At 60.7% G+C, this 26,908-nt stretch carries 30 protein-coding genes; 8 read left to right on the top strand and 22 right to left on the bottom strand.

The window, feature by feature from the left end:
* Positions 1 to 27: 27 nt before the first annotated feature.
* Entirely contained in the window at positions 28 to 996 is a 969-nt protein-coding gene (locus V1283_RS04015) for a Bug family tripartite tricarboxylate transporter substrate binding protein (RefSeq protein WP_334385148.1), read from the bottom strand.
* A 152-nt stretch (positions 997 to 1,148) separates the two neighbouring features.
* Here V1283_RS04015 and V1283_RS04010 point away from each other — a divergent pair, with 152 nt between their 5' ends.
* Complete coding sequence (locus tag V1283_RS04010; protein WP_334385147.1) at positions 1,149 to 2,237, top strand: amidohydrolase family protein; 1,089 nt, start codon at positions 1,149 to 1,151, stop codon at positions 2,235 to 2,237.
* A 6-nt stretch (positions 2,238 to 2,243) separates the two neighbouring features.
* Here V1283_RS04010 and V1283_RS04005 read toward each other — a convergent pair whose 3' ends face one another.
* The 5 genes from V1283_RS04005 to V1283_RS03985 are packed head-to-tail and all read right to left on the bottom strand — an operon-like array spanning position 2,244 to position 6,800.
* Positions 2,244 to 3,083, bottom strand: coding sequence for a phosphodiesterase (locus tag V1283_RS04005; protein ID WP_334385145.1), 840 nt, complete (start codon positions 3,081 to 3,083; stop codon positions 2,244 to 2,246).
* 8 nt (positions 3,084 to 3,091) lie between these two features.
* Positions 3,092 to 4,153, bottom strand: a complete 1,062-nt coding sequence (locus V1283_RS04000; RefSeq protein WP_334385144.1) for an ABC transporter ATP-binding protein — start codon at positions 4,151 to 4,153, stop codon at positions 3,092 to 3,094.
* Complete coding sequence (locus V1283_RS03995; RefSeq protein WP_334385143.1) at positions 4,150 to 4,935, bottom strand: ABC transporter permease; 786 nt, start codon at positions 4,933 to 4,935, stop codon at positions 4,150 to 4,152. The genes V1283_RS04000 and V1283_RS03995 overlap by 4 nt, the downstream gene beginning before the upstream one ends.
* 4 nt (positions 4,936 to 4,939) lie before the next feature.
* Complete coding sequence (locus tag V1283_RS03990; protein WP_334385142.1) at positions 4,940 to 5,755, bottom strand: ABC transporter permease; 816 nt, start codon at positions 5,753 to 5,755, stop codon at positions 4,940 to 4,942.
* Between the two features lie 37 nt (positions 5,756 to 5,792).
* Positions 5,793 to 6,800 carry an ABC transporter substrate-binding protein gene (locus V1283_RS03985; protein ID WP_334385141.1) on the bottom strand — a complete coding sequence of 336 codons (1,008 nt, stop codon included), beginning with the start codon at positions 6,798 to 6,800 and terminating at the stop codon, positions 5,793 to 5,795.
* Positions 6,801 to 6,986: 186 nt separating this feature from the next.
* Here V1283_RS03985 and V1283_RS03980 point away from each other — a divergent pair, with 186 nt between their 5' ends.
* A complete protein-coding gene (locus V1283_RS03980) occupies positions 6,987 to 8,141 on the top strand; it encodes a zinc-dependent alcohol dehydrogenase (RefSeq protein ID WP_334385140.1) in 1,155 nt (384 codons plus the stop codon).
* A gap of 12 nt (positions 8,142 to 8,153) precedes the next feature.
* Here the strand turns inward: V1283_RS03980 and V1283_RS03975 are convergent, their stop codons facing one another.
* The 4 genes from V1283_RS03975 to V1283_RS03960 are packed head-to-tail and all read right to left on the bottom strand — an operon-like array spanning position 8,154 to position 12,764.
* Entirely contained in the window at positions 8,154 to 8,969 is an 816-nt protein-coding gene (locus V1283_RS03975; RefSeq protein ID WP_334385139.1) for an enoyl-CoA hydratase/isomerase family protein, read from the bottom strand.
* Between the two features lie 41 nt (positions 8,970 to 9,010).
* Complete coding sequence (locus V1283_RS03970; RefSeq protein WP_334385138.1) at positions 9,011 to 11,404, bottom strand: xanthine dehydrogenase family protein molybdopterin-binding subunit; 2,394 nt, start codon at positions 11,402 to 11,404, stop codon at positions 9,011 to 9,013.
* Positions 11,401 to 11,886, bottom strand: a complete 486-nt coding sequence (locus V1283_RS03965) for a (2Fe-2S)-binding protein (RefSeq protein ID WP_334385137.1) — start codon at positions 11,884 to 11,886, stop codon at positions 11,401 to 11,403. Before V1283_RS03965 ends, V1283_RS03970 begins: the two co-directional genes overlap by 4 nt.
* A complete protein-coding gene (locus V1283_RS03960) occupies positions 11,883 to 12,764 on the bottom strand; it encodes an FAD binding domain-containing protein (RefSeq protein WP_334385136.1) in 882 nt (293 codons plus the stop codon). The genes V1283_RS03965 and V1283_RS03960 overlap by 4 nt, the downstream gene beginning before the upstream one ends.
* A 172-nt stretch (positions 12,765 to 12,936) precedes the next feature.
* Here V1283_RS03960 and V1283_RS03955 point away from each other — a divergent pair, with 172 nt between their 5' ends.
* Positions 12,937 to 14,043: an LLM class flavin-dependent oxidoreductase gene (locus V1283_RS03955; protein ID WP_334385135.1), complete on the top strand. Its 1,107-nt coding sequence runs from the start codon at positions 12,937 to 12,939 to the stop codon at positions 14,041 to 14,043.
* Positions 14,044 to 14,068: 25 nt separating this feature from the next.
* Positions 14,069 to 14,944, top strand: a complete 876-nt coding sequence (locus V1283_RS03950) for a polysaccharide deacetylase family protein (protein WP_334385134.1) — start codon at positions 14,069 to 14,071, stop codon at positions 14,942 to 14,944.
* Positions 14,945 to 14,989: 45 nt separating this feature from the next.
* Here V1283_RS03950 and V1283_RS03945 read toward each other — a convergent pair whose 3' ends face one another.
* The 5 genes from V1283_RS03945 to V1283_RS03925 all read right to left on the bottom strand — a co-directional run bounded on the left by V1283_RS03945 (position 14,990) and on the right by V1283_RS03925 (position 18,081).
* Positions 14,990 to 15,544, bottom strand: a complete 555-nt coding sequence (locus V1283_RS03945) for a flavin reductase family protein (RefSeq protein WP_334385133.1) — start codon at positions 15,542 to 15,544, stop codon at positions 14,990 to 14,992.
* A gap of 10 nt (positions 15,545 to 15,554) precedes the next feature.
* On the bottom strand, positions 15,555 to 16,781 hold the full coding sequence (locus tag V1283_RS03940) for an acyl-CoA dehydrogenase family protein (RefSeq protein ID WP_334385132.1): 1,227 nt from the start codon (positions 16,779 to 16,781) through the stop codon (positions 15,555 to 15,557).
* Positions 16,782 to 16,976: 195 nt separating this feature from the next.
* A complete protein-coding gene (locus tag V1283_RS03935; RefSeq protein WP_334385131.1) occupies positions 16,977 to 17,405 on the bottom strand; it encodes a GNAT family N-acetyltransferase in 429 nt (142 codons plus the stop codon).
* A gap of 53 nt (positions 17,406 to 17,458) precedes the next feature.
* On the bottom strand, positions 17,459 to 17,761 hold the full coding sequence (locus tag V1283_RS03930) for a hypothetical protein (RefSeq protein ID WP_334385130.1): 303 nt from the start codon (positions 17,759 to 17,761) through the stop codon (positions 17,459 to 17,461).
* Positions 17,758 to 18,081, bottom strand: coding sequence for a hypothetical protein (locus V1283_RS03925; RefSeq protein WP_334385129.1), 324 nt, complete (start codon positions 18,079 to 18,081; stop codon positions 17,758 to 17,760). The genes V1283_RS03930 and V1283_RS03925 overlap by 4 nt, the downstream gene beginning before the upstream one ends.
* Before the next feature lie 215 nt (positions 18,082 to 18,296).
* On the opposite strand from V1283_RS03925, the gene V1283_RS03920 reads away from it, so the two are divergent.
* Entirely contained in the window at positions 18,297 to 18,692 is a 396-nt protein-coding gene (locus tag V1283_RS03920) for a hypothetical protein (protein WP_334385128.1), read from the top strand.
* Positions 18,693 to 18,883: 191 nt separating this feature from the next.
* Positions 18,884 to 19,069 carry a hypothetical protein gene (locus V1283_RS03915; RefSeq protein WP_334385127.1) on the top strand — a complete coding sequence of 62 codons (186 nt, stop codon included), beginning with the start codon at positions 18,884 to 18,886 and terminating at the stop codon, positions 19,067 to 19,069.
* Positions 19,070 to 19,149: 80 nt separating this feature from the next.
* On the opposite strand, the gene V1283_RS03910 is transcribed toward V1283_RS03915, so the two are convergent.
* A complete protein-coding gene (locus V1283_RS03910) occupies positions 19,150 to 19,431 on the bottom strand; it encodes a hypothetical protein (RefSeq protein WP_334385126.1) in 282 nt (93 codons plus the stop codon).
* Positions 19,432 to 19,632: 201 nt separating this feature from the next.
* Between V1283_RS03910 and V1283_RS03905 the strand changes: the two genes are divergently transcribed.
* A complete protein-coding gene (locus tag V1283_RS03905) occupies positions 19,633 to 19,854 on the top strand; it encodes a hypothetical protein (protein WP_442895840.1) in 222 nt (73 codons plus the stop codon).
* An 8-nt stretch (positions 19,855 to 19,862) separates the two neighbouring features.
* Here the strand turns inward: V1283_RS03905 and V1283_RS03900 are convergent, their stop codons facing one another.
* The 6 genes from V1283_RS03900 to mddA all read right to left on the bottom strand — a co-directional run bounded on the left by V1283_RS03900 (position 19,863) and on the right by mddA (position 25,092).
* Positions 19,863 to 20,216, bottom strand: a complete 354-nt coding sequence (locus V1283_RS03900) for a phasin (RefSeq protein ID WP_057840260.1) — start codon at positions 20,214 to 20,216, stop codon at positions 19,863 to 19,865.
* Positions 20,217 to 20,685: 469 nt separating this feature from the next.
* Positions 20,686 to 20,892: a hypothetical protein gene (locus V1283_RS03895; protein WP_334385124.1), complete on the bottom strand. Its 207-nt coding sequence runs from the start codon at positions 20,890 to 20,892 to the stop codon at positions 20,686 to 20,688.
* Between the two features lie 163 nt (positions 20,893 to 21,055).
* Positions 21,056 to 22,189, bottom strand: coding sequence for an alpha-hydroxy acid oxidase (locus tag V1283_RS03890; protein ID WP_334385123.1), 1,134 nt, complete (start codon positions 22,187 to 22,189; stop codon positions 21,056 to 21,058).
* Between the two features lie 134 nt (positions 22,190 to 22,323).
* Entirely contained in the window at positions 22,324 to 23,586 is a 1,263-nt protein-coding gene (locus tag V1283_RS03885) for a CaiB/BaiF CoA transferase family protein (RefSeq protein ID WP_334385122.1), read from the bottom strand.
* Positions 23,587 to 23,901: 315 nt separating this feature from the next.
* Entirely contained in the window at positions 23,902 to 24,324 is a 423-nt protein-coding gene (locus V1283_RS03880) for a GFA family protein (protein WP_334392947.1), read from the bottom strand.
* A gap of 36 nt (positions 24,325 to 24,360) precedes the next feature.
* Positions 24,361 to 25,092 (bottom strand): methanethiol S-methyltransferase, encoded by a 732-nt coding sequence (gene mddA, locus V1283_RS03875; RefSeq protein ID WP_442895839.1) that lies wholly within the window; start codon positions 25,090 to 25,092, stop codon positions 24,361 to 24,363.
* Between the two features lie 188 nt (positions 25,093 to 25,280).
* On the opposite strand from mddA, the gene V1283_RS03870 reads away from it, so the two are divergent.
* Positions 25,281 to 26,837 (top strand): winged helix-turn-helix domain-containing tetratricopeptide repeat protein, encoded by a 1,557-nt coding sequence (locus tag V1283_RS03870; RefSeq protein ID WP_334392945.1) that lies wholly within the window; start codon positions 25,281 to 25,283, stop codon positions 26,835 to 26,837.
* Positions 26,838 to 26,908: the final 71 nt, after the last annotated feature.

Genomic DNA, 26,908 nt, shown 5'->3' with positions numbered 1-26,908 from the left:
GCAGGCGTCTGTGGCGCCATCCGGCGGTTATTCCTTGGCGATTCCGGTTTCCCTGATCACGCGCTCATACTTGGCGAGCTGATCGCGCGTCATGGTGCGCAACTCCTCCGCCGAACTGCCGCGCACCGCGAAGCCCAGCTCTTCAAGTTTGCGGCGCACTTCGGGATCGCCGACTGCCCTCAGCGCCTCGGCATTCAAACGCGCAATGATGTCCTTCGGGGTGCCGGCAGGGGCTAGAATTGCAAACCATGAGTTGAAGAAGAAGCCAGGCAGGCCGGATTCCGAGACGGTCGGCACGTCAGGAAATTGCGGCAATCTCTTCTCGGTGGTCACCCCGATCAGCTTGAGTTGGCCGCCGCGCACCAGCGCTGCAACAGTGCCCAGACCCTGGAAGCCGACGGGAATCTGGCCGGCGGCGACGTCGGTTGCGGCTTGAGTGGCTCCCTTGTAGGGCACATGCGTCAGCGATATGCCGGCCGCCGACGCGAACATCGCCATCGCCAGATGCTGCGGGCTTCCCGGCCCGCCTGAGCCATAGTCGATCTTGCCGGGCGCTGCCTTCGCGGCTGCGATCAGGTCGGCCGCGCTCTTGAAGCTGGCCTGATTGTTGGCAATCAGCCCCCATTCCACCGTCGCAACCAGCGACACCGGCTCGAAGTCCTTCAGGATGTCCCAGCGCATCTTGGACTGCAGGTTCGGCACCATGGTCATGATGCTGTCGTTGAAGCCACCAATCGTGTAGCCGTCCGGCTCGGCGCGGGCGACGGCCTCGGCCCCGATCAGCCCCGACGCGCCCGGCTGGTTCAGGATCACGAATTGCTGACCCATGTTGTCGGCCATCTTCTGGGTGACGATCCGCGCGGCGACATCGACCGCACTTGCCGCAGCCAGGGGCACGATCATCTTGATGGGCCGATCCGGATAGCTCCCCTGCGCGATCGCAGGGTGGCTTGAGAACAGCGCGAGCGCCGGGATCAGCGAATAAAGCAGGCGCATTTGAAGTTTCTCCCTGTAGGTCGCAATCTTTCCGAGAATGATTGCCCTTCCGCGTCCAACTTGGCAATGTGGTCGCCGGTAAAACGAATGAGCCGGCACGTCAATCGACCGGCCTGAGGAAGCGCGATTCGAACTATAAAGGGAGGCGACCAATGACCACCCGACGGAACTTCTTGAGAGGCGCGGCCGCGAGCGGAATAGCCTTTTGCAGTTGTGGTCTGCTGGATGCGGCCCACGCCCAACCGAAGGCCCCTCGCCTGCCGGTCAAAGTCAACGGCAAGCGCGTCGCGACGGTGGATGTTCACGCACATTGCTATTTCCGTGAAGCCATTAACCTGATGGGGGACGGGGCCGACAAGGTTCTGCCACCAGTCAAGGGCGTGCCCGAGCATTTCATTGCCATCGAACAGCGCCTGAAGGAAATGGATGCGATGGCAATCGATATGGAGGTGCTGTCGATCAATCCGTTCTGGTACGGCAAGGATCGAGACACCGCGGCTCAGATCGTCAAAGTTCAGAACGAGAAACTGGCAGAGCTTTGCGCGGCGCGGCCCGAGCGGTTTGCCGCCTTCGCTTCCCTGACACTGCAGTATCCCGATCTCGCGGCGCAGCAACTCGAAACGGCGGTCAAGAAACAGGGCCTTCGCGGGGCCGCGATCGGCGGCAGCGTGCTGGGTGAGGATTTTTCCGATCCGAAATTCCATCCCGTCTGGGCCAAGGCGGAAGAACTCGGCGCGGTGTTGTTCATCCATCCGCAGAGCACGCCGGAACTCGCCAAGCGTTTCAAGGGCAATGGCTGGCTGTCGAACACCATCGGCAATCCGCTCGACACCACGATCGCCCTGCATCACCTGATCTTCGAGGGAACGCTCGATCGCTTCCCCGGGCTCAAGATCATTGCCGCGCATGGCGGCGGCTATCTCGGCTCCTACGCCGCGCGCGGCGACCATGCATGCTTCGTGTCACCGCAAAACTGCAATCCGAACATCACGCTGAAGAAAAAGCCGTCCGAATATCTCAACCAGCTCTATTTCGACGCCATGGTGTTCACGCCGGAAGGCCTGCGCCATCTGGTGGCGCAGGTCGGCGCCAGCCAGGTGTTGCTGGGCACCGACCACCCGATCCCCTGGGAGCAGCACCCAGTCGACCATGTCTTCGCGACCACGACGCTTTCGGACAAACAGAAGATCGCGATCCTAGGCGGGAATGCGGCGAGGTTGTTCGGGATGAAGGAGGCTTAACGAGCCCTATAGCAGCTTTCCATCCGCTCCGAAGAATGGATGTGGCCCATCGAACTCGCCTATCGGCACCTGATGGGTCACGACAGTGCCGAGCCCCTCGCCTGGAAACCAGCTATGGAGGTGAAAGGCGGGCGGCTCGACCTTGAAGGAAGGTTCGCGCAGTTCGGCCAGATCGAGATCGACGGCATGATTCGGGGCCGGGCAGATCGTGGTCGGCACGCCCGCAAACATGGTCAATGCCGCGCGATGGACATGCCCCGTTGCGATCAGCTGCACGCGGGGATGACGGCGCACGATGGGCGCGAGATCGCCCGCGTTGAGGAGATTTTGGCGGTCCATGTGCCAAATGCCTGCCTTGAACGGCGGATGATGCAGAAACAAGAGCGCCGGCCTGTCGGACGACGAAGCCAGCATCCCGTCGAGCCACTGCAGTGTGGACCCGTCGAGTTCGCCATGCGGCTTTCGATGCACGCTTGAATCCAGCAACAGCAGATCGAGCCCGGCGACTTCGATCTTCTGATTGAGCGGCCCCGACACGAAGGCATAGGAAGCGGAAGGAAACGCGGCACGCATCAGCTCGCGCGAATCGTGATTGCCGGGAATACCGGCAAACCGAGGTTTGAGTGGCGCCAGCAGCCGCTTGAGATATTGATACTCCTCAGCTGTCGGCGTGTCCGCGAGATCGCCGGAGATCACCACAAAATCGGGTGCAGGATCGAATTCATTCAGTGTGGCGATACAACGCTCGAGCGCCTTGGCGGTATCGACCCTGCCATAGGCAAGCGATCCCGGCGGCTTGATATGCAGGTCGGAAACCTGGGCAATATGAACCGGCTTTGACGACATCGTCCCTCTCAGCTCTCGGGCGGCAGCAGGCGGACAGCGTCCGGCGAAATCGACAATCCGATCCGTTCGCCTGGCCTGGCTCGAAGCGTATTCGGCGCGTCGACCGTGAGCAACCTGTCGGACGCGCTACTGACGACCAGCCGTTGCCTGTCACCGATGAAGCTGACGCTGTCGACGGTGCCCGACAGCGGCGCACTTCCAGTTGACGTCACGCGGATGGTTTCGGGGCGGATCATCGCGACCGCCGCCGGCATGTCCACATCGCATTGAATCGGCTGCCGTCCACCCGGTAACACGAGATGACCGTCCTCGACCGCCGCTTCGACAATATTCGCGGCGCCAATGAATTCGGCGACAAACCGACTTTTCGGCGTGAAGTAGATCTCGCGCGGCGTGCCGATCTGTGCAATCGCTCCCTTCTGCATGACGACGACGCGATCGCCGAGCTCCATGGCCTCTGACTGATCGTGGGTCACATAAATCGTGGTGATACCCAGCGCACGCAGCAGGCGGTTCAGTTCGCCGCGCAGCCGGTCGCGCAACGCGGCGTCGAGCGCCGTCAACGGCTCGTCGAGCAACAGGATGCCCGGCCGGATCGCTACCGCGCGCGCCAGCGCGACGCGCTGGCGCTGCCCGCCGGAAAGCTGGTCGATGCGGCGGTTCTCAAGCCCGGAGATATTGGTCAGCGCCACCAGTTCCGCCACGCGTGCCGCCCGCTCCTTCGCTGGTATCCCGCGGATTTTCAGACCATAACCGATATTGTCCGATACGGTCATGTTGGGGAAAAGAGCGTAGGATTGAAACACCATGCCGACGTTGCGCCGCTCGATCGGCACCGCCGTCATGTCCTTGCCGTCGAATAGCACCTTGCCGCCAGCATCGGCCACTTCCAGCCCCGCGATGATGCGCAGCATGGTGGTTTTGCCGCAGCCGGAGGGGCCGAGCAGCACCAGCGTTTCACCACGGGCGATGTCAAGTGTTGCAGGTTCGAGCGCGCGTGTTCCGTCGGTAAACGTCTTGCCGCAGGCCTCGATATGCACTGAAGCGCCGTGTCCGGCCTGCGCACTCATCTCTTCTGTTCCTTCTCGGCAAACAATTGCATAACAACCAGCAGCGGAATGATCATCACGAAGAAGATCAGCGTATAGGCCGAGGCCACTTCCAGCCGCATCGAGGCGTAGCTATCAGCGAGCCCGATCGGCAGCGTCTTGGTCAACGGCGTGTGAAGCATCCAGGTCAGGTTGAATTCACCGAGCGACAACGTCACCACCATCAGGCTGCCCGCCAATATCCCCGGTGCAGCGTTGGGCACGATCACGTCGCGGAAGCGCCGCCACGGCGATGCACCGAGCGACGCCGCGCCCTCGTCCAACGTCCTGATGTCGACTGTCGCGAACACGGCCATAACCGATCGCACCATAAAGGGCATCGTGAAGATGACATGGCCCGTGAGAATGAATAGCCAGGAGCGGCGAAAGTCGCCGAAACCTCCGTAGGTCAAGAGCAGCGCCAGCGCGATGGCCAGGCCGGGGATCGCCAACGGCAGGGTGATGATCTCCTCGACGATCCGCGACAGCCGCCCTCCCCGCACATGCAAGGCATAGGCGGCTGGAACGCCCACGGCGAGCGTTACTGCAAGCGTCGCAAATGCAACCACGAATGACAGCAGGATGGTGCCGGCATAGAGCTCCCATACCTGCACGACCCATTGCAGGGTCACGCCCGATTGGATGCCACGGAAATAATTCACGGTCACGCCGGCAGAAATCGACAGGATCGCCGGGACGACCAGGAATGCGGCAACGAGCAGTGTGAAGATGAATTGGCCGGTGAAGATCAGCCGATCGCGCATGGTCTTATCCAGCCGCCGCAACGGCGCTTCCGCTGAAGGAGCGAGCAAGCGCAAGAATAAACCAGGTGATGATGCCAAGCCCGACCGACAGCGCGGCCGAGATCGAGAAGTTCGCGGCTAGCGTGAATTCGGTATAAATCAGCATCGGCAATACATCGATGTTCGTCGCCAGCGTAAACGCCGTGCCGAACGCACCCATCGCGGTCGCAAACGCAATGGCGCCGGAGGCAACGAAGGCCGGCGCCAGCGCCGGCAGCACGACATCGCGCTGCACCGCCCACGGGCTCGCGCCGAGCGAACGCGCGGCTTCTTCCAGGCCGATATCGAGTTTCTGCACCGCGGCCATGATGGTGAGAATGACGCGCGGGATGGAGAAATACAGATATCCAAGAAACAGGCCGTAGATCGAATAGGCGAAGACCAGCTTCTCGCCAAACAGCCGGTTGGAGAAATCGCCGATCAAGCCCTGTCGCCCGGCGAGGAGAATGATCAGGAAGCCGACCACCACACCGGGAAACGCCAGCGGAAAGGTCAGCATCGCGATCAGAACGGCACGACCCGGGAAACGATGCCGTTGCAGGAACATTCCGGCGATTGTCGCCACGATCAGGGTCACAATGGTGGTCGCGGTGGCAAGTAGCACGGTGTTGATTAGCGTCGCACGGTAACGTGGCTCGGTCAGGATCGCGAGATATCCCGCGAGTCCCTGCGGGCCTTCCGCGCCGGTCACGACAAGCCGTGCCATCGGCAGCAGAAAGAACGCCACCGTCGCCACCGCAAGCGGCAGCAGGCATAACCAGACAAAAGATCTATGTGACATCAGAAGATAGCGCCCCGGCCAGAGGCGCCATATTGCCTCAGCGGACCTCGGCGAGATAGCGGTCGACAAAGCCTTTTTGCACGTTTTCCATCTGGCCCCAGTCGACATTCTTCGCGCGCGCATAGTCGCTGTCAGGCAGGAATTTCTTCTTCACCGCCTCCGGCAGGTCGATCGGCCGCGCCGGACGGAGATAGGCGTTGGTCCAGATCGCCTGTCCCTTGTCGGACAAAAGATAATCCAGCACCTTCTTGGCCTTGTCCTTGTCAGGCGCGTTCTTGACGAGGCCGACGACGTAGGGAAACACTACCGATCCTTCGCAGGGGATCACGAATTCAAAATTGCCCTTTTCCGAATATTTCGCGCGATAGGCGTTGAAATCATAGTCGAACAGAATCGGCATCTCGCCGGAGACAACTCGGGCGTAGGAAGTCTGCTTGGGAACGATCGGATCGTTCTTCCGCAGGTCCTTGAAGAAATTGATCGCGGGATCGAAGTTTGCTTCGGAGCCGCCGAGCGCCAGATTGATCGCGACCGCACCGACATACCCAACCGCGGCCGAGGACGGATCGAGATAACCGACCATACCCTTATAGTCGGGCTTCAGCAGATCCTCCCAGCAGGCCGGCACCGGCTTGCCGCCGAGCGCGTCCTTGTTGACGAACAGGCCAAGCGTGCCGGAATGAATCGTCGTCCAGTAGCCGTCGGCATCCTTCAGGCCGGCGGGGACCTGGTCCCATTTCGCCGGCTTATAAGGCTCGAGCGCATCCTGCGCTTTGGCCTTCATGCCGAAGGTAACGCCGAAATAGCCGATATCGCCGACCGGGTTGCTCTTCTCGGCGAGTATCTGAGCCAGCGCCTGACCGGAATTCTTGTTGTCGTGCGGAATATCATAGTTGAGATCGGCCTTGATCGCCTTAAGCATCGAAGCCCAGTCCGCCCATTCCGGCGGGCAATTGTAGCAGATGACGTCGGCCGCTTTGGCGGACTGCCAGGGCGCGATCAGCGACAGCGCCAGCAAGGCAAGAACAAAACGGACGGTCTTCATGGAGCACTCCGGTTTAGGCGGCAATTGACGATCTCATCACCGACCGGTGTGCAAGTATAGGCCGCGTATGAAGGTTTTGCGACAAGGCGTTTTTTGCTATGCAGCAAACCTACACGACGCTAGCGGCCTCCCGCAATTTCGCTGGCCAGCGATTTCCGGTAGCATCCGGCGCTAGAGGAGAGACTCATGTACCAACCTCCAGGCGTGAAGACATCGCCCGCACTTCCCATTCCCGACCGGATGAAGGCCTGGGTGCTGGGCGACCCGGACCAGCTCTTGCTGCTTGAAAAACCTGTGCCCGTTCCTTCACGCGCCGAAGTTCTGATCCGGATCGATGCCGTCGCGATCTGCGCCACTGATCTCGAAATCATTCATTCGGGATCGCCGGCCAGCATTGAAGGTGGCTTGCCCTTCAACAAGAATTTCACGCCGGGCCACGAGTATATGGGCACGGTCGCCGCGCTCGGGCCCGACGTCGACGAATTCGAGATCGGTGAGCGGATCAGCGTGGAAATCCACGCCGGCTGCGGCCAGTGCAAGCGCTGCCGCCAGGGCATGTATACGTCATGTCTGAATTACGGGAAGCCGGAGAAGGGCCATCGCGCAAACGGCTTCACGACAGACGGCGGCTTTGCCGAATACGCCGTCAATCACATCAACACGCTGGCGCGGGTGCCCGACACCATGAGCGACGCCGAGGCGACGCTGGTCGTCACCGCGGGTACCTCGATGTATGGGCTGACGGAGTTGGGAGGGTTGGTGGCCGGCGAGAGCGTCGTGGTGATCGGTCCGGGGCCGATCGGACTACTCGCGGTGGCCGTGGCCAAGGCGCTCGGCGCCAGCCCGGTCATCCTGACAGGGACGCGCAACAGAAGGCTGGCGATCGGCCGGGAACTTGGCGCCGACCGTGTCATCAATGTCAACGACGAGGACGCAGTTGAGGTGGTCAGGCAACTCACCGGCGGCATCGGCGCAGACTACGTGGTCGAATGCGCCGGCACCGAAGCAACGATCGATCAGGCCATTCACATGACCAATCGCGGCGGGAAAATCTGCCTCGCCGCGTTTCCGCACGATCCAGTCACGATGGATCTCGCGCATCTCGTGAAGAACAATATCTATGCCTACGGAATTCGTGGCGAAGGCCGCAGCGCCACCCGCCGCGCCATGGCGCTGATGGCGGAAAAGCGCTTCGACGCTACGAAAATCCATACTCACACGTTTCCGCTGGCCGATTTGCCGACCGCGCTGCGATATGCCCGCGAGCGCGTCGAAGATGCGATCAAGGTGGTTGTGACCAACCGGCAGGCGGGCGCGATCGCGAGTGCAGCGGCCGAATAGCGCGAACGGCAATTAACGCCCTTCGAACTTCGGTTCTCGCTTCTCCATGAATGCTTTGACGCCTTCCTGCATGTCCCGCGTCTTGAACAGCGGCAGGAGTTGCAGATAGACGTGATGCACATGATCGGGAAACGTTTCGTTGAGCCCCATCCGCATCATGCGCTTGGCGGCCTGGACCGCCAGCGGCGCGTTGGCCGCGATCTCGCGTGCCACCTCGCGCGCCCGTCCCATCAGGGCTGCATCCGGCACGACCTCGTTGGCAAGCCCCCAGTCGAGGGCTTCCCGCGCCGAGAGCGTGCGGCCGGTGAAGATCAGCTCGGATGCCTTGGCCCAGCCGATCATGCGCGGCAGAAACCACGTACCGCCTGATTCCGGCACCACGCCGCGCTTGGCGAAGGCGGCCGCCAGCTTTGACGATTCCGCCATGATGCGAATATCGCAGCCGAGCGCCGTATCCATGCCGTATCCCGCGGCTCCGCCATTCACGGCGCAAATCGTCGGCTTGTCCATGGCCTGCAAAACGGTCGGCGGCGTGTTGCGCAGGTCCAGCGAAGTCGCTGACGAAGCCGAACTGAGGCCATCCCCGCTGCGCTCCTTACGCAAATCCAGACCGGCACAAAATGCACGCCCATTGCCGGTAAGGATGACGCAGCGAACGTCGCGATCCTCGTTTGCCTTGATGAGTAGCCGCGTCAGATTATTCAACATGGGACCTGAAATCGTATTCATGCGCTCGGGTGCGTTGAGCGTGATGATGGCGATATGATCGGCCACGTCGTAGAGGACCTCGTTGGACTCGGTCTGCACGGCGCGTTGGGCTTGGTCCATATGTCTTCTCGCTCTGTTTGATCGATCCTGTCACCGTCGTATTATATTCGACCCAAGGCAGTCAGGATAACCTGAGGCGTCAGCGGAATTTCCGTGATGATTGTCCCAAACGGCCGCAGCGCGTCGTTGACCGCATTGGTTACGGCCGCCGCGGCACCCGCCGTGCCAGCCTCGCCTGCCCCTTTCGCACCCAGTTCCGATTCCAAGGTCGGCGAAACCACATGCCCGACATCGATGTCAGGCATTTCACCGGACATCGGAACCAGATAATCGGCCATGTTGGCGTTGGTGAGCTGGCCACGTTCGTCATACACGCATTTCTCGAACAGCGCCGCGCCAAGGCCCTGTACCACGCCACCCCTGATCTGCTCGTCGACCAGTTGCGGATTAATGATGGTGCCGCAATCCTCGACCACCCAGTGCTTGAGGAGCTTCACGAAGCCGGTATCGACATCGACTTCCAGCCACGACGCCTGAACGCCGTTGGTGAAGGCGAATGGGTATTCGCGCGGGACAAAGTGCCTGGTAGCCATAAACTCGGGCTGAATGCCCGGCGGCAGCGTATCGGGACGAAAATAGACAATGCGCGCGAGCTCGCTCAAATCGATCCGCGGCGTACCATCGACGGCATTCACAACGCCATTGTTGACAATGTCGAGTTCCCCTGACGTTGATTGCAGGACGGCGGCCGCCACGTCGAGGATGTTTTTGCGCAGTACCTTGGCAGCTTGAAGCGCGGCTTCCCCACCGATACCAGCGCCGCGCGAGGCCCAGGTGCCTCCGCCATACGGCGTATTGTCAGTATCGCCGAGGATCACGCGGACGCGATCCATCGAGACGCCGAGTACGCTTCCAACGATCTGCGCGGTGAGCGATTCCGATCCTTGCCCCTGTTCGGTGATACTCGTTTGGCAGATCACTGACCCCTGCGCGTCCAGCCGCACCGCAACGCCATCCTGCGAGGATATCTTCGCACCACCGACGCCATAGAACGCCGCACTGGGATTGGTGACCTCTATAAAACTGGCGATGCCGATGCCACGATGGATGTTCTTCGCTCGCAGGTCGGTCTGCTCGGCGCGCAACGCGTCGTAGTCCATCATCTTGACGAGCTTGGCGAGCGCTGCATGGTGCGACAGTTGTTCGAAGCGCAAGCCTGACGGCGAAGCGCAGGGGTAAGCGTCATCGGCAATCAGATTGCGGCGGCGGATCTCGATCGGGTCCATGCCGATCTTCATGGCCGCCAGATCGACCAGGCCTTCCGTCACCGAGCAGGCGATCGGATGGCCAACAGCGCGGTACTGGCACATCACGTTCTTGTTCTGGAACACGACGCGGGCCCGGGCACGATAATTTCTGGTCAGGTAGGGACCACCGACGAGATTGACGACCTGATTGGCTTCGATCGCGCTGGTGCGCGGGTACATCGAATAGGGCCCGATTCCCGTGAGATCGTCGATCTCGAATGCCGTGATAGTGCCGTCGCGCTTGACGCCGATCTTTCCCTTGCAACGATGGTCGCGGGCATGAATATCGGTATTGAAGCTCTCGACCCGGTCGGCGACGAATTTGACCGGACGCCGCAGCAGCTTGGACAGCGCATAAGTCGCCATCTCGTCGGCATAAATGTGAACCTTGATACCGAAGGAGCCGCCGACGTCCTTGCAGACCACGCGAACCTGCGATTCCTTCACACCGAGATGAAGCGCCGCAATATTTTGCACCATATGCGGCGCTTGCGTCCCTTGATAGATGATCAGTCTCGCTTCCGCGGCGTTCCAGTCGGCTACCACCGCGCGCGGTTCGAGTGTCACTCCGGTGTGCCGCCCGAAAACAAACTCTGCTTCCACCACCTCGTCGGATTCGGCAAAGGCCTGATCGACGGCGCCGGAATCGTGATTGCGCTCAAAGGCCAGGTTGTCGCCGAGCGAGGCGTGGATCACCGCTGTAGCTGGATCAAGTGCGGTGCGCATGTCCGTTACAGCGTCGAGTTCCTCATAATCTACCGAGACAAGCTCCGCGGCGTCCTCCGCCTGGGCGCGACTGCTAGCCACCACGGCCGTGACCGCTTCGCCCTGCCAGCACACGCGGTCAACCGCGATGGCGCTTTGCGGGGCGGATTTGAGGCCCTTCAAATGCGACAGTACGCCGACCCACGGCGTGATGACGGTCGAGAGTTCCTTGCCTGAAACGACGGCGATCACTCCCGGCATCCGGTTGGCCACTGAGGCGTCGATGCCCTTGATCTTCGCGTGCGCGTGCGGCGAGCGCAGAAACACGACATGTGCCATGCGCGGCAGCTGGATGTCGCTGACATAGAGCCCCCGCCCCTGCATCAGCCGGTCAAGGTTCGGCCGTGGCACCGTCTTGCCGATATAGGAATTCGGACGGTCCAGAGCAGAAAGCGTTTCAGATTTTTCCTGTTCTGATGTCATGGCAAGCGTTCGGCGCGGGCCCGCGCTGTGGTCTCGATGGCGTCGACGATGGCCTGGTAGCCTGTACACCGGCAATAATTGCCGGAGAGATGTTCGCGGATCTGTTCTCGATCCGGACACGACGATTGCTTCAAAAGATCCTGCGCTGCCATCAGCATTCCGGGCGTACAGAAGCCGCATTGCAGTGCGTTGCGTTCCCTGAATGCAGACTGCAAATCGGCAATCTCACCGCTGTCGGAGATCCCCTCGATCGTCTCAACCGTCGCATTGTGCGTCTGTACTGCAAGCAACAAGCAGGAACGGACGATATCGCCATTAACACGAACGGTGCATGCGCCGCACACCCCGTGTTCGCAACCGACATGTGTGCCGGTCAGCTTGAGATGCTCGCGAAGGAAATCCGCCAAATTCAGGCGCGGCAGTACATTCGCTTCAACACGCTCACCATTGACACTCAACGAAATCGCAACCGCAGTCGTCACGCCGATGCTTCCGCATGGAGATCGGGGCGATCAAGCAGCAAGGATACGCAACGCGCCAGCAGAACCTTCGCCAGATGCCGGCGCATGGCGGGTGTCGCCTGTTGATCCTCCAGCGGGTCGAGCTCTTCATCCAATGCGGAAAACGCCTCCGACAATACTGCAGACGTAATGGTGACATTGACCAGTTTGCCGGCCGATCCGGCTAGCAACGGGCGATCGCCGACGGCAAAGAAACCAAGGCGAAGATCGGCAAACCGCCCGTCGTTGACGACGGCCTGCGCTGCGAGGCCGACGATTGCGTAGTCGCCATGTCGGCGGGCGAACTCATGAAAGAAATACGTCGAATTTTCTGGACGCACCGGCAACTCAACGGCGACCAGCAACTCCTGTGGCTTAAGCGCAGTTTCGTAGATCCCGGCGGAGAACTCGCTTGCCGCAATCCGCCGCTCCCCGTCTGGCCCGCGAACGATGATGGTAGCGCCGAGCGTGAGCATGCAGGCCGGCAGTTCGGAAGCTGGATCTGCATGCGCAAGGCTTCCTCCGATGGTGCCGCGGTTGCGGATTGCAGGATGGGCGACATGGGCGACCGCATCCGTCAGCAGGGAAGCATGGGCTGCTATTTCCGGGGATTTCAAGAGATCGACGTGACGTGTCAGCGCACCAATGGTGAGGACGCCCCCCTTCACCACAACGCCACGCAACTCGGCTAGGTCGCCGATATCGATGATGAGTTCGGGCGCGATCAGACGCAGATTCATTGCCGGCAGCAGGCTCTGGCCGCCCGACAACACCTTGGCCCTTTCGCCATGCGCAGTCAGCAATTCCAGCGCATTTGCGACGCTGGTTGCGCGGGCGTAAGCAAAAGCCGAGGCTTTCATTTTTGGCGTGACCTCCCCCGCCGACTATCAGCATTTTTGCGGAATTAGAGGGCTGGGACCAACAAAGGTCAAGTTTGTTATCGGGTAATTATTTCGACTTTGAGCTTGTTTTCGAACGACGAACGACGCACGTTCTTCCAAACAAAAAGCCTGCCTTGGGGAAGAGCAGACCATGAAGCTTGGGTTCTTCACGATGCCGATCCATCCTGTCGACAAGGATTGGCGGCTTTCGCTCAAGGAGGACCGCGAGGCTTTCCTGCTGGCCGATGAACTCGGCTTCACCGAAGCCTATGTCGGCGAGCACGTCACCGACAAGGCCGAAAACATCACTTCCTGCATAGCCTTCATCGCGTGGCTCGCGGCGGCGACCAAGCAGATCAAGCTTGGCACGGGCACCGTCAACATGCCGAACGCACATCCGGCAGCGATTGCAGCCTCGATCGCGATGCTCGATCACATGCTCGACGGACGCCTCATCTTCGGCATCAGCCCCGGCGGCCTGTTGTCGGACGCGGAAGTGTTCGGCAATCTCGAGGCGGACAGGAATGCCATGTTCCTGGAGGCGATCAATCAGGTGCTTCAGATTTGGGCCAGCGACCCGCCCTATAATTTGCAGGGCCAATTCTGGAACATATCGGTTCAGAAGGCCCTGATCGAGGACATCGGCCAGGGCTTCATCCCGCGCCCACTGCAGCGGCCGCACCCGCCGATCGTGGTCACTGCGGTGGCGCCCTTTTCCAAGGGGGTGACGGAAGCGGCCGCACGCGGCTGGGAACCAATCTCGGCAAACTTCCTGATGCCGGCCTGGGTGAAAAGCCACTGGCCGAAATACGTAGAGGGATGCGAACGGGCCGGCCGACGTGCGGATACGGCAAATTGGCGCGTTGCCAAGAGCGTGTTCGTTGCCAGGGACGCGGCAACGGCGAAGGCCTACGCCATGGATCCGAACGGACCCTATGTTTATTACTATCGCTCGCTGTTCACCAAGCTGAAGCGCGGTGGCCGTATCGAATTGTTCAAAACGCGCCGCGATCAGCCCGACGATGAGGTGACGCTGGAGTCGATCTGCGACAAGCTGATCATTCATGGCACGCCGGAAAGCGTCGCCGATCAACTGCTGGCTTTTCAGGAGGAGACCGGGCCTTTCGGCACACTGCTCTATGCGGGCAAGGATTGGAAGGATCGCGAACTCGGACGCCGGTCCATGATTCTGATGGCCGAAAAGGTCATGCCGCGCGTTAATGCCGGCGCATCCAGCGGTTCCAAGGCCGCCGAATAGTCCATCTACACCAGGAAAGCTCGCCGTGGCACTGAGCGATCGCATCCCCTACCAGGCACAAGTCGACCGACCGAAACTGACGCTTCCCGCCGGCAAGAAGCTGGCGGTATGGGTTATCCTGAATGTTGAGGAATGGCGGATTGAGAACGCCATGCCGCGCACGGTGCTGAGCCCGCCGATGGGTCAGCCGCTGTTGCCCGACGTGCCGAACTGGTCATGGCATGAATACGGGATGCGCGCCGGCTTCTGGCGACAGTTCAAGGCGCTGACCGATCGCAAAATGCCGGTGACATTGGCGCTTAATGCCAATGTCTGCACTGCCTACCCGCGCGTCGCGTCCGCCGCTCTCGACGCCGGGTTCGAATTCATGGGTCATGGTTTCGTGCAGGGGCCGATGCACAAGGTCGAGAACCAGGCGGATGCGATCAAGCGCTCGGTCGAGACAATTTCGAAATTCTCAGGGAAGCCGCCACGGTCATGGGAAAGCCCCGGCCTCACGGAAACTGAGGAGACACTCGATCTGCTTCGCCTCAATGGTATCGAGTACGTCGCTGACTGGGTGATCGACGATCTGCCACAGGACATCGCTACCCCTCACGGTATCATCACCACGATCCCTTATTCGGTCGAAACCAACGATATCGTCATCCATGCGCTGCAGTATCTGCCTTCCGAGCAATTCCTGAAGCGCTGCACCGATCAGTTCGACCGGCTGTATCTGGAAGGCGCATCGAACGCGCGGATCATGGCCATCTCGATTCACCCCTACATCACGGGCGTACCACATCGCATCAAGTATCTGGAGGCGCTGCTCGACTACGTCCTCGGTCACGACGGCGTTGCACTGATGACAGCCAGCGAAATCGGCGACTGGTATCGCGCTGAGATGGCAAAGAACTAGAATTGCGCCCTACCGCAGGACCGCCAGCGAACTCCGGCGGTCCGCTCACGAGGAAGCGTTGCCGTCTCCAGCAATGAACCGGCCGAAGCCGCCGCGCGCAAACAGCAGAGGCTCCTGCCGATTATAGGCGTAGGCCTCGACAGCGCCCAGGAAGATGATGTGGTCGCCGCCGTAATACCGATTGGCCGCGCGGCATTGGAAATTGGCGACGCTGTCGGTCAGCACCGGCGCGCTGCCAAGCCCGGGCGTCCAGCTCACGCCGGCGAACTTGTCGTCGGACGATTTTGCAAACTTCGACGCCAGTGCTTGCTGGGAAGCTCCGAGAACATTGATCGTGAAATGGCTGGCGTTCTGGAAGATCGTGAGTCCTTGAGAGAACATCCCGAGACTCCACAATACCAGCGGCGGATTGAGCGACACCGAGGCAAACGAGTTGCAGGTCACGCCATACGGCCTTCCTTCTGCGGACATCGCCGTGACGATGGTGACGCCTGTGGCAAACGTACCAAGCGCATTGCGGAAGTCCCGTGGATCGATCGCCGAGTTGTCGCTCGCAAATTCATTGGCCGGATCGGCCGGATGTTTGGGTGCGTCAGACATCCGCCAGGCCTCAGAGCGTCAGATTTTCGGACGGCAGGCCAAGCGCCACGCGTCCATAGTTGGTTCCAGCCGCATCGAAATTGAATGCGAGGTGCGAATTCACAGCATGGGCGTCGCGGAATTGCCGCTGCAGCGCGCCTGACGTGAACAGGCTGCGCGCACCGCTTGCCGCGAACAACAGCGAGACCGCGTCGGTGCAGAGCTTCACCGAGAAAGCGCCATCCCGCCGGAGCCGCGTCTTGGCCGCAAGGTCCGGAACGTGGCCACGCCTTGCATCATCCATCGCATCGATGCAGTTCGTGCGCATGACGAGGCGAGCGGCGTCGATCTTGGCGGATGCCTCTGCGATCTTGATTTGGGTCGTCTGCAGGTCGCTGAGTTTGGCACGATTGTAGGTCGAGGCCCGATGCCGCGCGAATTCGACGTAGTCATTCAGACAGGCTTGCGCATTGCCCAAGCCGACCCCCGATAACACGTAAGGAAAAAGAGAGAATACCGGCAGCGCATACAGCGCGTTTGGATTGACCATGCTTCCCGGCGTCGGTCCACCGGTCAGTTCGCTGACCGCGACGGTCATCTTCTCCGCAACAAAGGTATCCTCGACCCACACGTCGTTCGAACCGGTACCGCACAGTCCCGTCGCATTCCAGGTGTCGTTGATCCTGTACTCGCTCCTGTTAAGCAGGAATATCCGATATTCGATGCCATCAGCCTCATCGTCTGATGACACCACACCGGCAAGCATGTTCCAGTCGCAGGACTCGACGCCCGAAGAGAACGGCCAGTGACCACGGAGGACATATCCCCCATTCGCCTTTCTCGCGCGACCGGCTGGAAAGATGAAGGACGATGCGATCAACGCATCGGCATTCCTGCTCCAGACGGCGTCCTGCGCCTGCCGGTCAAACATGCCCAGCATCCAGTGATGGCTGGCAAGATTGGCGAAATTCCACGCCACGGAAGCGTCGGCCTGCCCCAGCGTGTCGGCGCAATCGACCAGAGCGACATAGTCAAGCTCGGCACCTCCAACGCGTTTGGGTTGCACGATCCGGAACAAGCCGGCGTCGTGCAAATCGCGCTCCGTCTCCGGCGGCAGGCGCCGAAGCTCTTCCGTCTTTGAAGCACGGTCGCGCAACTCCGGAATCAGGGCCTTGGCACGCGCGACCATGGCAACATAGCTGTCCGCTCCCGGCCCCGCGGACAAACCGGCATCCGCCTTTCCGCCGTCTCCAGCCATATGTTTCCTCGCCTGCTCCGTTGCTTTGCGCCGCCCGAGCTTTGCCAGTCTACTGGCTGACCGCCAATGATCAAGGGTGCACGGGAAGCATGGCTACTCTGCCGCAAGACGCTGGTCCCAAAAAAGCAAAAAGGCCCGGTGGCCACCAGGCCACCGGGCGAATAGAGCAATTTGAGGTAGGCAATAGACGAGCCGTTATTTTACGTCCTTCCGCCAATAAAGCGTATTCGGCCAGGCCCAGGGATGCTTGGGGCTGAACAGACGATAGCCCGCGCGAATGAAGTTGTTGGCTGAGTGCATGTTATCCGTAGTGTCGGAGATGATCGAACACCACCCATTCAGCCGCGCTCGCGCCTCCATGGCCCGCATCAGGCGCAACTGAAGCCGGCGTCCGCAATGCTTCCCCAGCACTCCGACGCGGCAAAAATAGCCCGCATTGAAAACATGAGTGGACGGAATGATCCCGGCGAAGGCGACTGGCTCGGTTCCGCGAAAGGCAAGCCACCAGTGCCCTTGATCAAATTTGGGAACGGGGGCGGCGTCAAGGAATGTCAAGTGATGAAGCTCCGCGAGCGTGTCCGCGACATCATCGTCACTCGCATCAACCTCACGAATTCGATACATCGGTCGCACCTGAATTCGCGCTCATCGTTAGTATCTCGGCACGTCCGAAGAGATCATTTTCCGAGTGTTGCCTTGATGCCGAGCCAGACGGCCCCAACGAAGCCGGTCACAATCACCGTGATGACTGCCTTGAAGGTGTAGCTCTGTGCCTGCTCGACGCTTCTACGCCAGCGTCGAAGGTGCTCAAAATCCGCGCGCAACTCCTTGCGATCTTCTTCGTCGATTCCGAATGACGTCAGCGTCGTCGCGACCGCTTTGAGAACCACTGCATCGATATCGTCATGACGAATCCTCTGTTGTTCGGCCAGGATCTCGACGACGATGGCCCTGACATCCGCAGCCTGCTCTCCGGTCATCGTTTGATGATCCGCGCCACGTTCTCGAAACCCCGCTTGGCAAAATAGACAATAACCCGCTCGATGCGGTGAATGAATTGGAGCGCACCGTCGCCGCTGTTCTCCAGCGGTTGCGTGGCCCTGCCCCAGCCGCGATCGAGAATGGCGTTTGCGGCTGACACGCGGGCGGCGGGCGTTGCGTCCTTGCATCGCATGATGCCGACGAGAACGCGGATTGCGGTCCGGGTGTGGCTGCGTGCGAGAGAGCGAATTTCTACAAGAGGCTTGGCCACGCTAGGTTTCCCGCCTCTCCGGTTCAGCAGGCTGACCTGCGGCAGCATCGGCGTGAGCGACGGCGGGATCCCGCACCGCAGAGCGGAAAGCGATTGTCGGGAAATCCGTTGCCGCGTCGTCGCGTCCGGGCCGCGGGATGAATTGAATGATTTCGGCACTCACGAGAATTCCTCCGATACTGCGATGACGACGAGGCCGACGAGCGCGAGCGATATCAGGTAGGCGGTCATCGGCATCTCTCCGGAAAAAAGAAACGTGCGGCATGATCGCGGTGCAGGCGCAGATCATTTGGGGCGCGAACCTTATCCCGTCAGGGGCCGCGTGCGGCGGTGACGAACCGCGCCGCAAGCCGACATGTTCGCGCATGCCGGCCAATTGTATGTGTGATGGTGAAGGCTCGGACGACGGCACGCTCGCGACGCCCGGCGGGGGCGTTGGGAGTTGCGGCGTCGATGTGCGGCCGCCGTCCGATTGGGAGATTTCAAGCAAAAAGCCCGCGACGGATTGCTCCGTGCGGGCTTTACAACTTTCGCGATGTTGGCGTTATGCCGGTGATTTGCCCGACATGTCAAACCGTTTTCGAGCGGTCAACAAATTGCGGAAAATTCGACGAAACGATTTTGACAAATTGAAACCGCTTTGGCCGATTGTTTTGTGAACGAAAAAGCCCGCCGCCGTTTTCCGGCGCGGGCTGCGATATCTGCGACGGTGTCAATATGCACCTGATTTGCCCGACGCGTCAAGTAGCCGGAGCAAACAGATCCAGATCGAGCGTAGCGACATCGAAACGAAATCGTTGGGCCGTGGATGGCGCAACCCATGATCCAACAGAGCGCAAGGAGAACGTCAATGTACTTTGTTGCTGCCGTGCTCGCTGTTCTGTCGGGCTTGTTCTATGCGGCGAGCCATCACGAGATCGGCTCGCTGGGTGTAACGATGTGCCAATATGGCAGCCCGTTTTGCGACAATCCGCTGCTCGTACTTGTAGCTGCGGGATTGGCTGCGTGCTGGGGCGCATTCGTCAGCGTGCGCTGACGCACTCGTTCGGAAGCCAATGGACTTCGGTGATGCTGCCACTATGCCGGTGATTTGCCCGACGTGTCAAACGTCGCGTTCTACGGAGGCGGATTAACCGGGTGAACAGGTTTCGGTACGGGTGGCTCAGGCTCCACCTGCAGCTTCGGTTCGGTCGGCATGACCTTTGCTCCGGCTGCCCGGGCGGACTCGCCGGTGGAGCTGTAACTCGCCATAAAGGCCGGCCGTACCTTCGGCTTGTTCCATGGCCCATGGTCGACGATCAGCAGGCCGAGCACGCCGAGAACAGCTACCGCAATCGCAACCTTTAGCGGCGCGCCACCACGTCGGCTCAAGTGATCTTCCGCCAAATTCTTCGGCATCCGAACATCCGTGTGCATTTCCTCTGACGAGATCAAATCCCAGCGACGATGAAGGTTCCTCCATCGATCAAGCAAGGCGATAACTTAAGGGGAACAAATGTCGTGGGGCGCGCATTGTCAGGACGTCAGCCGTCACCCGGCAAGCGATCGAGTGAGTTGCAGAACGTGAAAATCGAAACCCCAGAGCCCTCGCAGCCCGGCATGGCGGAACGTGCCATCGATACGGCGACCGATGTATCGCGCACGCTCACGGAAGTGTCCGACGCGCTGCAGGCTGCGGCCAACCGCCTCAGCGACGCGATCGCAGCCGCACAGCGACCGGGAATGCCGCTCGCGACCATCAGCACGATTACCCGTGAAGCGCCGCTGGCGAGCTTGTTCGTCGCCTTTCTGTGCGGTGTTGCGATCGCGCGCCGCCGCTAGCGACCTGTTCAGAACTTGCCTTTCGCCGAATCTTTTGCGGCCGACATGACCCCGCCGGTGATCTGTCGCATATGCTCGCCGGCGTTGGTAAACTGGCTGCGCAGGAATTCGGACTGGATCCGCATCGCTTCCTGAAGATCGGTCGCATGGACCAGCTTGCGGGCATGCTCGAACGCAGCCTTCATATTCTGCTCGGTGAACGACAGCGCCTGCCTGGAAATTTCCGTCCCCGCGCCGGGCATCGACGTCATCGACTTGCCGGCGGCATCGAAGAACATGCCGAACGCCTTTTCCGCCTGGTCGATGGTTTTCTCGGCCAGATCACGCAGCTCGGCCGGGACTTCGAGTTTCGGTTCAGTCATGGTCGCTTCTCCAATGTCGACCTTGGCAGGTTAGCACAATTCCCGGCGGCGTCTGCGCCGTATTGGACCCAGCTCCGCCAAGGCACAGACCCAGGACGTCGGCATCCGGCCGACCCGATCCCAACGAATGGTCTAGGGAATGATTTCCCTTTCTCGCGGACCGTAGCCGTACGGGGGTCGACGCCCGATTCCAAAGGTGGCAACAGTGTGGCATAGTGATTCGGGGTTAGGGCCCGGCTGTAGGTGGCGTTGCGTCTCTGGATTTAAGTCTCATGGGGATACGATGCTGCAAACATTTCGGCCGACACCAACCTGCACGCGGTTTCAAACCAGCATAGAAATGCCTTGCATGAAATGCGGCGCACAGATGCGGCTGGCGACGATAGAGCCGCGCGACCAGAATTACGACGTGCTGACCTACTGCTGCACGCCTTGCGACTCCGGCGAGAGCTTCCTGAAGGCGCGCTGACTACGGCCCGTTCAGCACGGCGATTCCAGCTTGCGTCAGCACGAGCCCTTCGTCGCGCGCTTCGACCAGGCCGAGGCCTGTCAATGTCGTCAGATCCTCGTCGCTCACCGGCGACATTTTCAGCCGGCGAGCCTGAATATCCCGCAACGTCCAGCGAAGACCGATGGCCTTCTCGAGGCTGAATTGGGCGAAAGGATTTTCTGCCATTCGCTTGCGACTACTTGACCATGGGAGATCAGACTCGTGTTTGGCGGCACCGCCCGCGGCGCAGCTAATAATGCGAAGATGCCCGCCAGGTTCCCTGACGGGCCATTAACTCGGGAAATGACGGAGTGTCTTCAGGCGAAAAGCCCCGGCGCGGCCGCCGTTCTCAATAGCGATAGGGTTCGATATCCAGCAGTGGAAAGGCGCTGAACACGCTCGGCGGGTTCGTCGCGGTCGCCGCGTGCAGATAAGACTTGTCGAGTTCGGCAAAGCTGGTGACGCCGAGCAGCCCGAGACAGCGGATAACCTCGTCTTCCAGCAGCTCCAGCATCCGCACGATGCCGGCTTCGCCTGCGGCTGCGAGTGCCCAGCATTGCAGGCGACCGATACCGACCAGATCGGCCCCGGAGGCGATCGCCTTCACGATGTCGGTGCCACGGCAGAATGAACCATCGACCATGATCTTGGCACGGCCGGCAACGGCTGTGACGATTTCCGGCAAGACGTGCATCGCACCGCGTCCATGGTCGAGCTGGCGGCCGCCATGATTCGACACATAGATCCAATCCACGCCATGGTCGAGCGCGATGGCTGCGTCTTCCGCAGTCGCAATCCCCTTGATCACCAGCGGAATTTTATACTTGTCCTTGATCAGCTTTACCGTGCGCCAATCCAGCCCCTTCTGGAAGTCGCCGCCGGTGGCCCGGATGCGGCTTTCCCTGACATACCGCTTGGCGATATCACGCTCGCGCCGGCTGTAATGCGCGGTATCGACGGTCAGGCAGAAGGCGGCATAGCCATTGTCGATGGTTCGGCTGACGGCGTCTTCGACAAAGGCGTCATCGCCTCGGACATAGAGCTGGTAAATGCGCAGGGCATCGGGCGCCGCCTTGGCGGTGGCCTCAAGTCCTGGTTCTGACACCGAACTCAACACGTGAGCGGCGCCGAACTGTCCCGCGCCGCGCGCGACCGCGGCTCCTGAATTGGGATCGAAAATCTCGAGTGCACCGACCGGCGCAATCATGACCGGCAGGCGCAAGCGGCGGCCGAATATTTCGGTCGACCCGTCGACCTGGGCGACGTTCCGCAGCACCCGTGGCCGGAATGCAATCTCGTCGAGCGCCATCCGGTTGCGGCGCATGGTGGTCTCCGTCTCCGCGGCGCCGACGATATAGTCCCATGCATTCTGGTTGAGCCGGGCGCGGGCTTTGCGGACGAATTCGTGGAGATTCTGGAATTCTTCGCCGCTGGCGCCGAGTTCGACGTTCCTCGACGGCCGTATGGGGGTCCCGTCGTTCATGGTGCTTCTCTCCCGTTTTGCAGGAACATTACCCGCAGACAAACGGGAAAAGCTACCGCTTTGAACGAGTTAGGCGTCATGCAAACGCAGGGATGTTATTCGTTTGCGAGATGCATCAAACCTGATCGCGCCGCTCAGGCCGTATTGCCCGGCTTCCCGAAAGCCCCCGCCTCGGCCAGCGCCGCGATACGTCGCTCATCATAGCCGAGGGTCTTTTGGAGCACTTCCCTGGTATGCTCGCCGAGCAGCGGCGCCGCCACGGGATCGACGGTCGGCGTCAAGCTCATCTGCAGCGGCGTTTCAATATTGGGGACGGCGCCTGCCGTCGGATGCGGAATCCGGCTGAGACGATGGCGGTCGCGCACCTCCGGTGCGTTGAAGCCTTCTTCTACCGTGCGCAGATAGCCGACCGGTATGTTGGCCTTCTTCATCTTTGCCATCCAGTGCTCAAGGCTGTCGCTGGCAAAGATGCCGGCGATGATGGCGCGTAACTTTTCCTTGTTGGCGGTTCGGTTTTTCCTGTGGGCGAACGCGGGATCGGTGACGAGGTCCGGCCGGCCGAGCACGTCCACCACGAGCCGACGGTACAGGCGGTCGTTGGCGCAGGCCATGTAAAGCGGCCCATCGGATGCCTGATAGAGGCCTACGGTGGGCGAACCGTTCGGCGAATTTCCGAAGCGGCCAGGATTCGCGCCGCTGACCAGATAGGCCATGCCGTAGAAACCGGTCATCGCCACGGCGGTGTCGATCAGCGCGACCTCGACCTGCTGGCCGCGGCCGAGCCGGTCGCGGGCGATCAACGCCAGCAGGATCGCGTTGCATGCCGACATGCCCGTCGCCATATCGACGATCGGCGGACCGGTCCGCACCGGCTCCCCATCCGGAAATCCGTTCAGCGACATGAAGCCGCTTTCGGCCTGCGTGATCGGATCGAAACCTGGACGTAAGGCAAACTCGCCCTTGCGGCCATAGGCCGAGATCGAGCAATAGATCAGCTTCGGATTGGTCGCCGCGACGGAGGCATAGTCGAGGCCGAACTTCTTCATTATGCCGCCGGAGAAATTCTCCACCACGACGTCCGCTTTCGCGATCAGTTCGCGCGCAACTTCGAGCGCCGCAGGATTGTTGAAATCGAGCGCAATGCCGCGCTTGTTGCGATTGAGGCTGAGGTAGGCCGCGCTCTCGCCACCGATTTCCGCATGTTCATAATGGCGGGTATCGTCACCCCCATCAGGGTTTTCGATCTTGATCACTTCGGCGCCGAAATCGGCCAGCGTTTGCGTGCAGGCCGGGCCCGCAACGACACGGGTGAAGTCGACGACCAGCAGACCGTCCAGCGCGGTCGGTTCGCCCTTTACGCGGGGCATTCGCTCCGGCAATTGCGGCTTGGCGGTCATCTCCGGCATTTCCTCTTGTTTATTTTGCCTGGCGAAATGAAGGTTTTCGCCGCGACTTCAAGGCCTTCTTACCGGAACCGGAAGGGTAACGCCAAACCCCGATTTTGCAGGGCCGGACCTGCCGCTGACATAGCTCTTGAGCCGGGACGCGGGGCCGGGCATTGGCCTCGTCTCCAAGCTGCAGGCTGGACTGGACCGCCACGGTTACCAAAAAAGAAGCCGCCCGCCCCCGGTCTGGTCGGGGAGTCGAGCGGCGTCTATCGATCAGCAAGCGCCGCGAACAACGTTCGCCGCGCCGCAGGCTCCCGTCTTTTCCTATTCGGCGATCATTTCACCCGAACCGCCAAGCTCGGCAGGAAAATCCTTCAATTTGGGAAGCCCATCCCGCATCGGTAGCACCGTCTCGGCGTAATTGACGTGCACGCCGGGCGCGAAGGGAAGTGTCGGGAGAGTTGCGGCGAAAACATCGACCAGCCCGAGCGTCGGATGATTGGTCATCAGGTGACCGCCGCACTTCGCACAGTACTTGCGCTGGCTCATCGGCGTCTTCTCGAACGTTGCGACATGTTGCGTCCCGGCCGTGATCCGTACCGCTTCCGGCTTCCACAGGGTGAACGCGTTTACCGGCCCCCCGGACCACGAACGGCACGAACGGCAATGGCAATAACCCATTCCTTCCGGCGCGCCGGTGACCTGCACTTCGACCGCACCGCAAAAACAGCTTCCGGTATGTTTCATCATTCCTCCGTCTCCTTACAGACAATTGAGAAGTGGTCAGTTCAGCTTGCGCCAAGGGAACAGCATCGAAACGTGCTCCCGATAACGGCGATACTCGTCACCGAACATACCGACGAGATCACGCTCTTCGAGCATTATGCCGACGAAGATGTAAGCCGTCGTCACCGCCGCAAACAGCAGATGCCCCGCGCTCATCGTCGGGGCCGCCCAGAAGGCGATGATGAAGCCGAGATAGATCGGATGCCGGACAAAACGATAGAAGAACGGCGTCCGGAAGACGGGCGCCGGCATCTCGCGGCCTACGAGATTGTTGGCGACCTGATGCAATCCGAACAGCTCGAAATGATTGATCAGGAAGGTGCTCGTGAACACGATCACCCAACCGATGAACGACAGTGTGGCAATCACCATGGCCATTTCGGGCTCCTGGACATTCCAGATCACGGCCGGCATTGGACGCCATTGCCAGAAGAGTAGCAGAAGCGTGAGGCTTGCGCACAGCACATAGGTGCTGCGCTCGACAGACTTCGGAATAAACTGCGTCCACCAGTGTTTGAACGATTTACGCGCCATGACGCTATGTTGGATAGCAAATAACGACATCAGGGCAAGATTGACGATAATTGCCTCGAATATCCCCGATTTCGCACCGGTATCGATCGTCTTCGGCACGATGAGCCCCGATACGAAGCCGATGGCGTACAGAATCGTGAACAGAAATGTGAGATAGGCCACACCGCCGAACAGAAATGCAGTGAATCTTAGCATCCGATTGCCCGGTATCGCCGGGCGGATGACTTGGGTTTCCGTCATGAAATTGACTCCGCTACCGGCAATGGATTGCAACTCCCGATTTTGACAGCATGCACGGCCACCGGCGACATGACTTTGCCTGACGCTTGATCTCTTCATGAGACTGACTTGATTGTTTCTTGAGAAATAATGCGATGGGGCAAGTGAAATTCAACTTCGATAACCACATCCTGGACACCGATCGTCGTGAGCTGCGCCGTGGCGGCGAACTGGTGGCGATGCAACCGCAAGTATTCGACCTGCTGATTCACCTGTTGAAACACCGCGACCGCGTCGTCAGCCGGGACGATCTCATTGCGCTGGTGTGGGGAGGACGGATCGTCTCGGACTCGACGCTGGACAGCCGGATCAACGCCGCTCGAAGCGCGATCGGCGACAACGGCAAGGAACAGCGGCTCATTCGCACTATTCCGCGCAAGGGGATTCGCTTCGTCGGCGCCGTGAATGGGCCATGCGATGCACAGGCCGCTTCGCCGGTAGAAGCAGAACAACCGCGTCCGGCGCTATCGCTGCCTGACCGGCCGGCAATAGCCGTACTGCCGTTCGACAATATGAGCGGTGATCGCGAGCAGGACTATTTCTCCGACGGAATCAGCGAAGACATCATCACCGCGCTGTCGAAATTGCGTTGGTTCTTCGTGATCGCGCGCAACTCGTCGTTCACCTACAAGGGCAAGCCGGTGCACATGAGGCAGGTCGCCGCCGAGCTCGGGGTGCGCTACGTGGTCGAAGGCAGCGTGAGAAGGAGCGGCGATCGCGTCCGCATCACTGCGCAGCTCAATGATACCGCGACCGGCAGCCATATCTGGGCGGAGCATTACGATCGTGAGCTGACCGACGTATTCGCCGTGCAGGACGAGATCACCGACGCCATCGTCACAGCGATCGAGCCGCAGATTTACGCGGCGGAGAACTTTCGCAGCCGGCGCAAGCCACCCAACAGCGTGGACGCGTGGGACCTGGTGATGCGGGCGCTGTCGCATCACTGGCGGGTGACACGGCCCGACAGCCTAGCCGCGCAGGCGCTGCTGGAACGCGCGATTGCGATCGATCCGCACTACGGCCAGGCGTTGGCCCTGTTCGCGACCAACCATATGTTCGGCGTGCATCTGGGCTGGAGGGATCTTGCAACCGCAGCACCTGTCGCTGAGCAAGCGGCATTGGCGGCGATTGCCGCCGACAGCGAGGATGCCTGGGCGCATACGGCGCTCGGCAGCGTGTATTTCTCCACCCGCCGGCTCGACCATTCGCTGGCCGAGTTCGAACTGGCGCTCCAGCTCAACCCGAACTTCTCCCTGGCGCAGGGGTACTACGCCCTGGCGCTGTGCTATGCCGGGCGGTGGATGGATGCCTATGCGGCGACGCAACGCGCCATCCGCCAGAGCCCGCGCGATCCTTCTTCGGCGATCTATTACGGCGTTGCGGCCTACGCCCAGTTCGTCGGAAGGAATTATCAGGAAGCGATTGCACTGGCGCGCGAGGCAACCCGTCAGCGCGGCGACCTCACCGGCGCCTATCGAGTGCTGACGGTCGCAGCCGGCATGACCGGCCAGATCGAACTTGCCCGGAGCGCGCTTGCGGAGTTGCGCCGAACCCAGCCCAATATTTCGCTCGCCTGGATCGCGACGCAGTTACCCTGGAAGCACGAAGCCGATCGCGAACATTATCTCGAAGGCTTTCGCCGCGCCGGGCTGGAATGAGCTTCGGCGGCCATAGCGTTTTCGAGCGAAGTGGATCCCGGTTCGCGTGAAGAGAACGCGTCAACTACAGC

This window comes from Bradyrhizobium sp. AZCC 2262, from assembly GCF_036924535.1.
Lineage (GTDB): Bacteria > Pseudomonadota > Alphaproteobacteria > Rhizobiales > Xanthobacteraceae > Bradyrhizobium.
The sequence above is the reverse complement of the archived record's forward strand: the minus strand, read 5'-3'. Positions and strand labels throughout refer to the sequence as shown.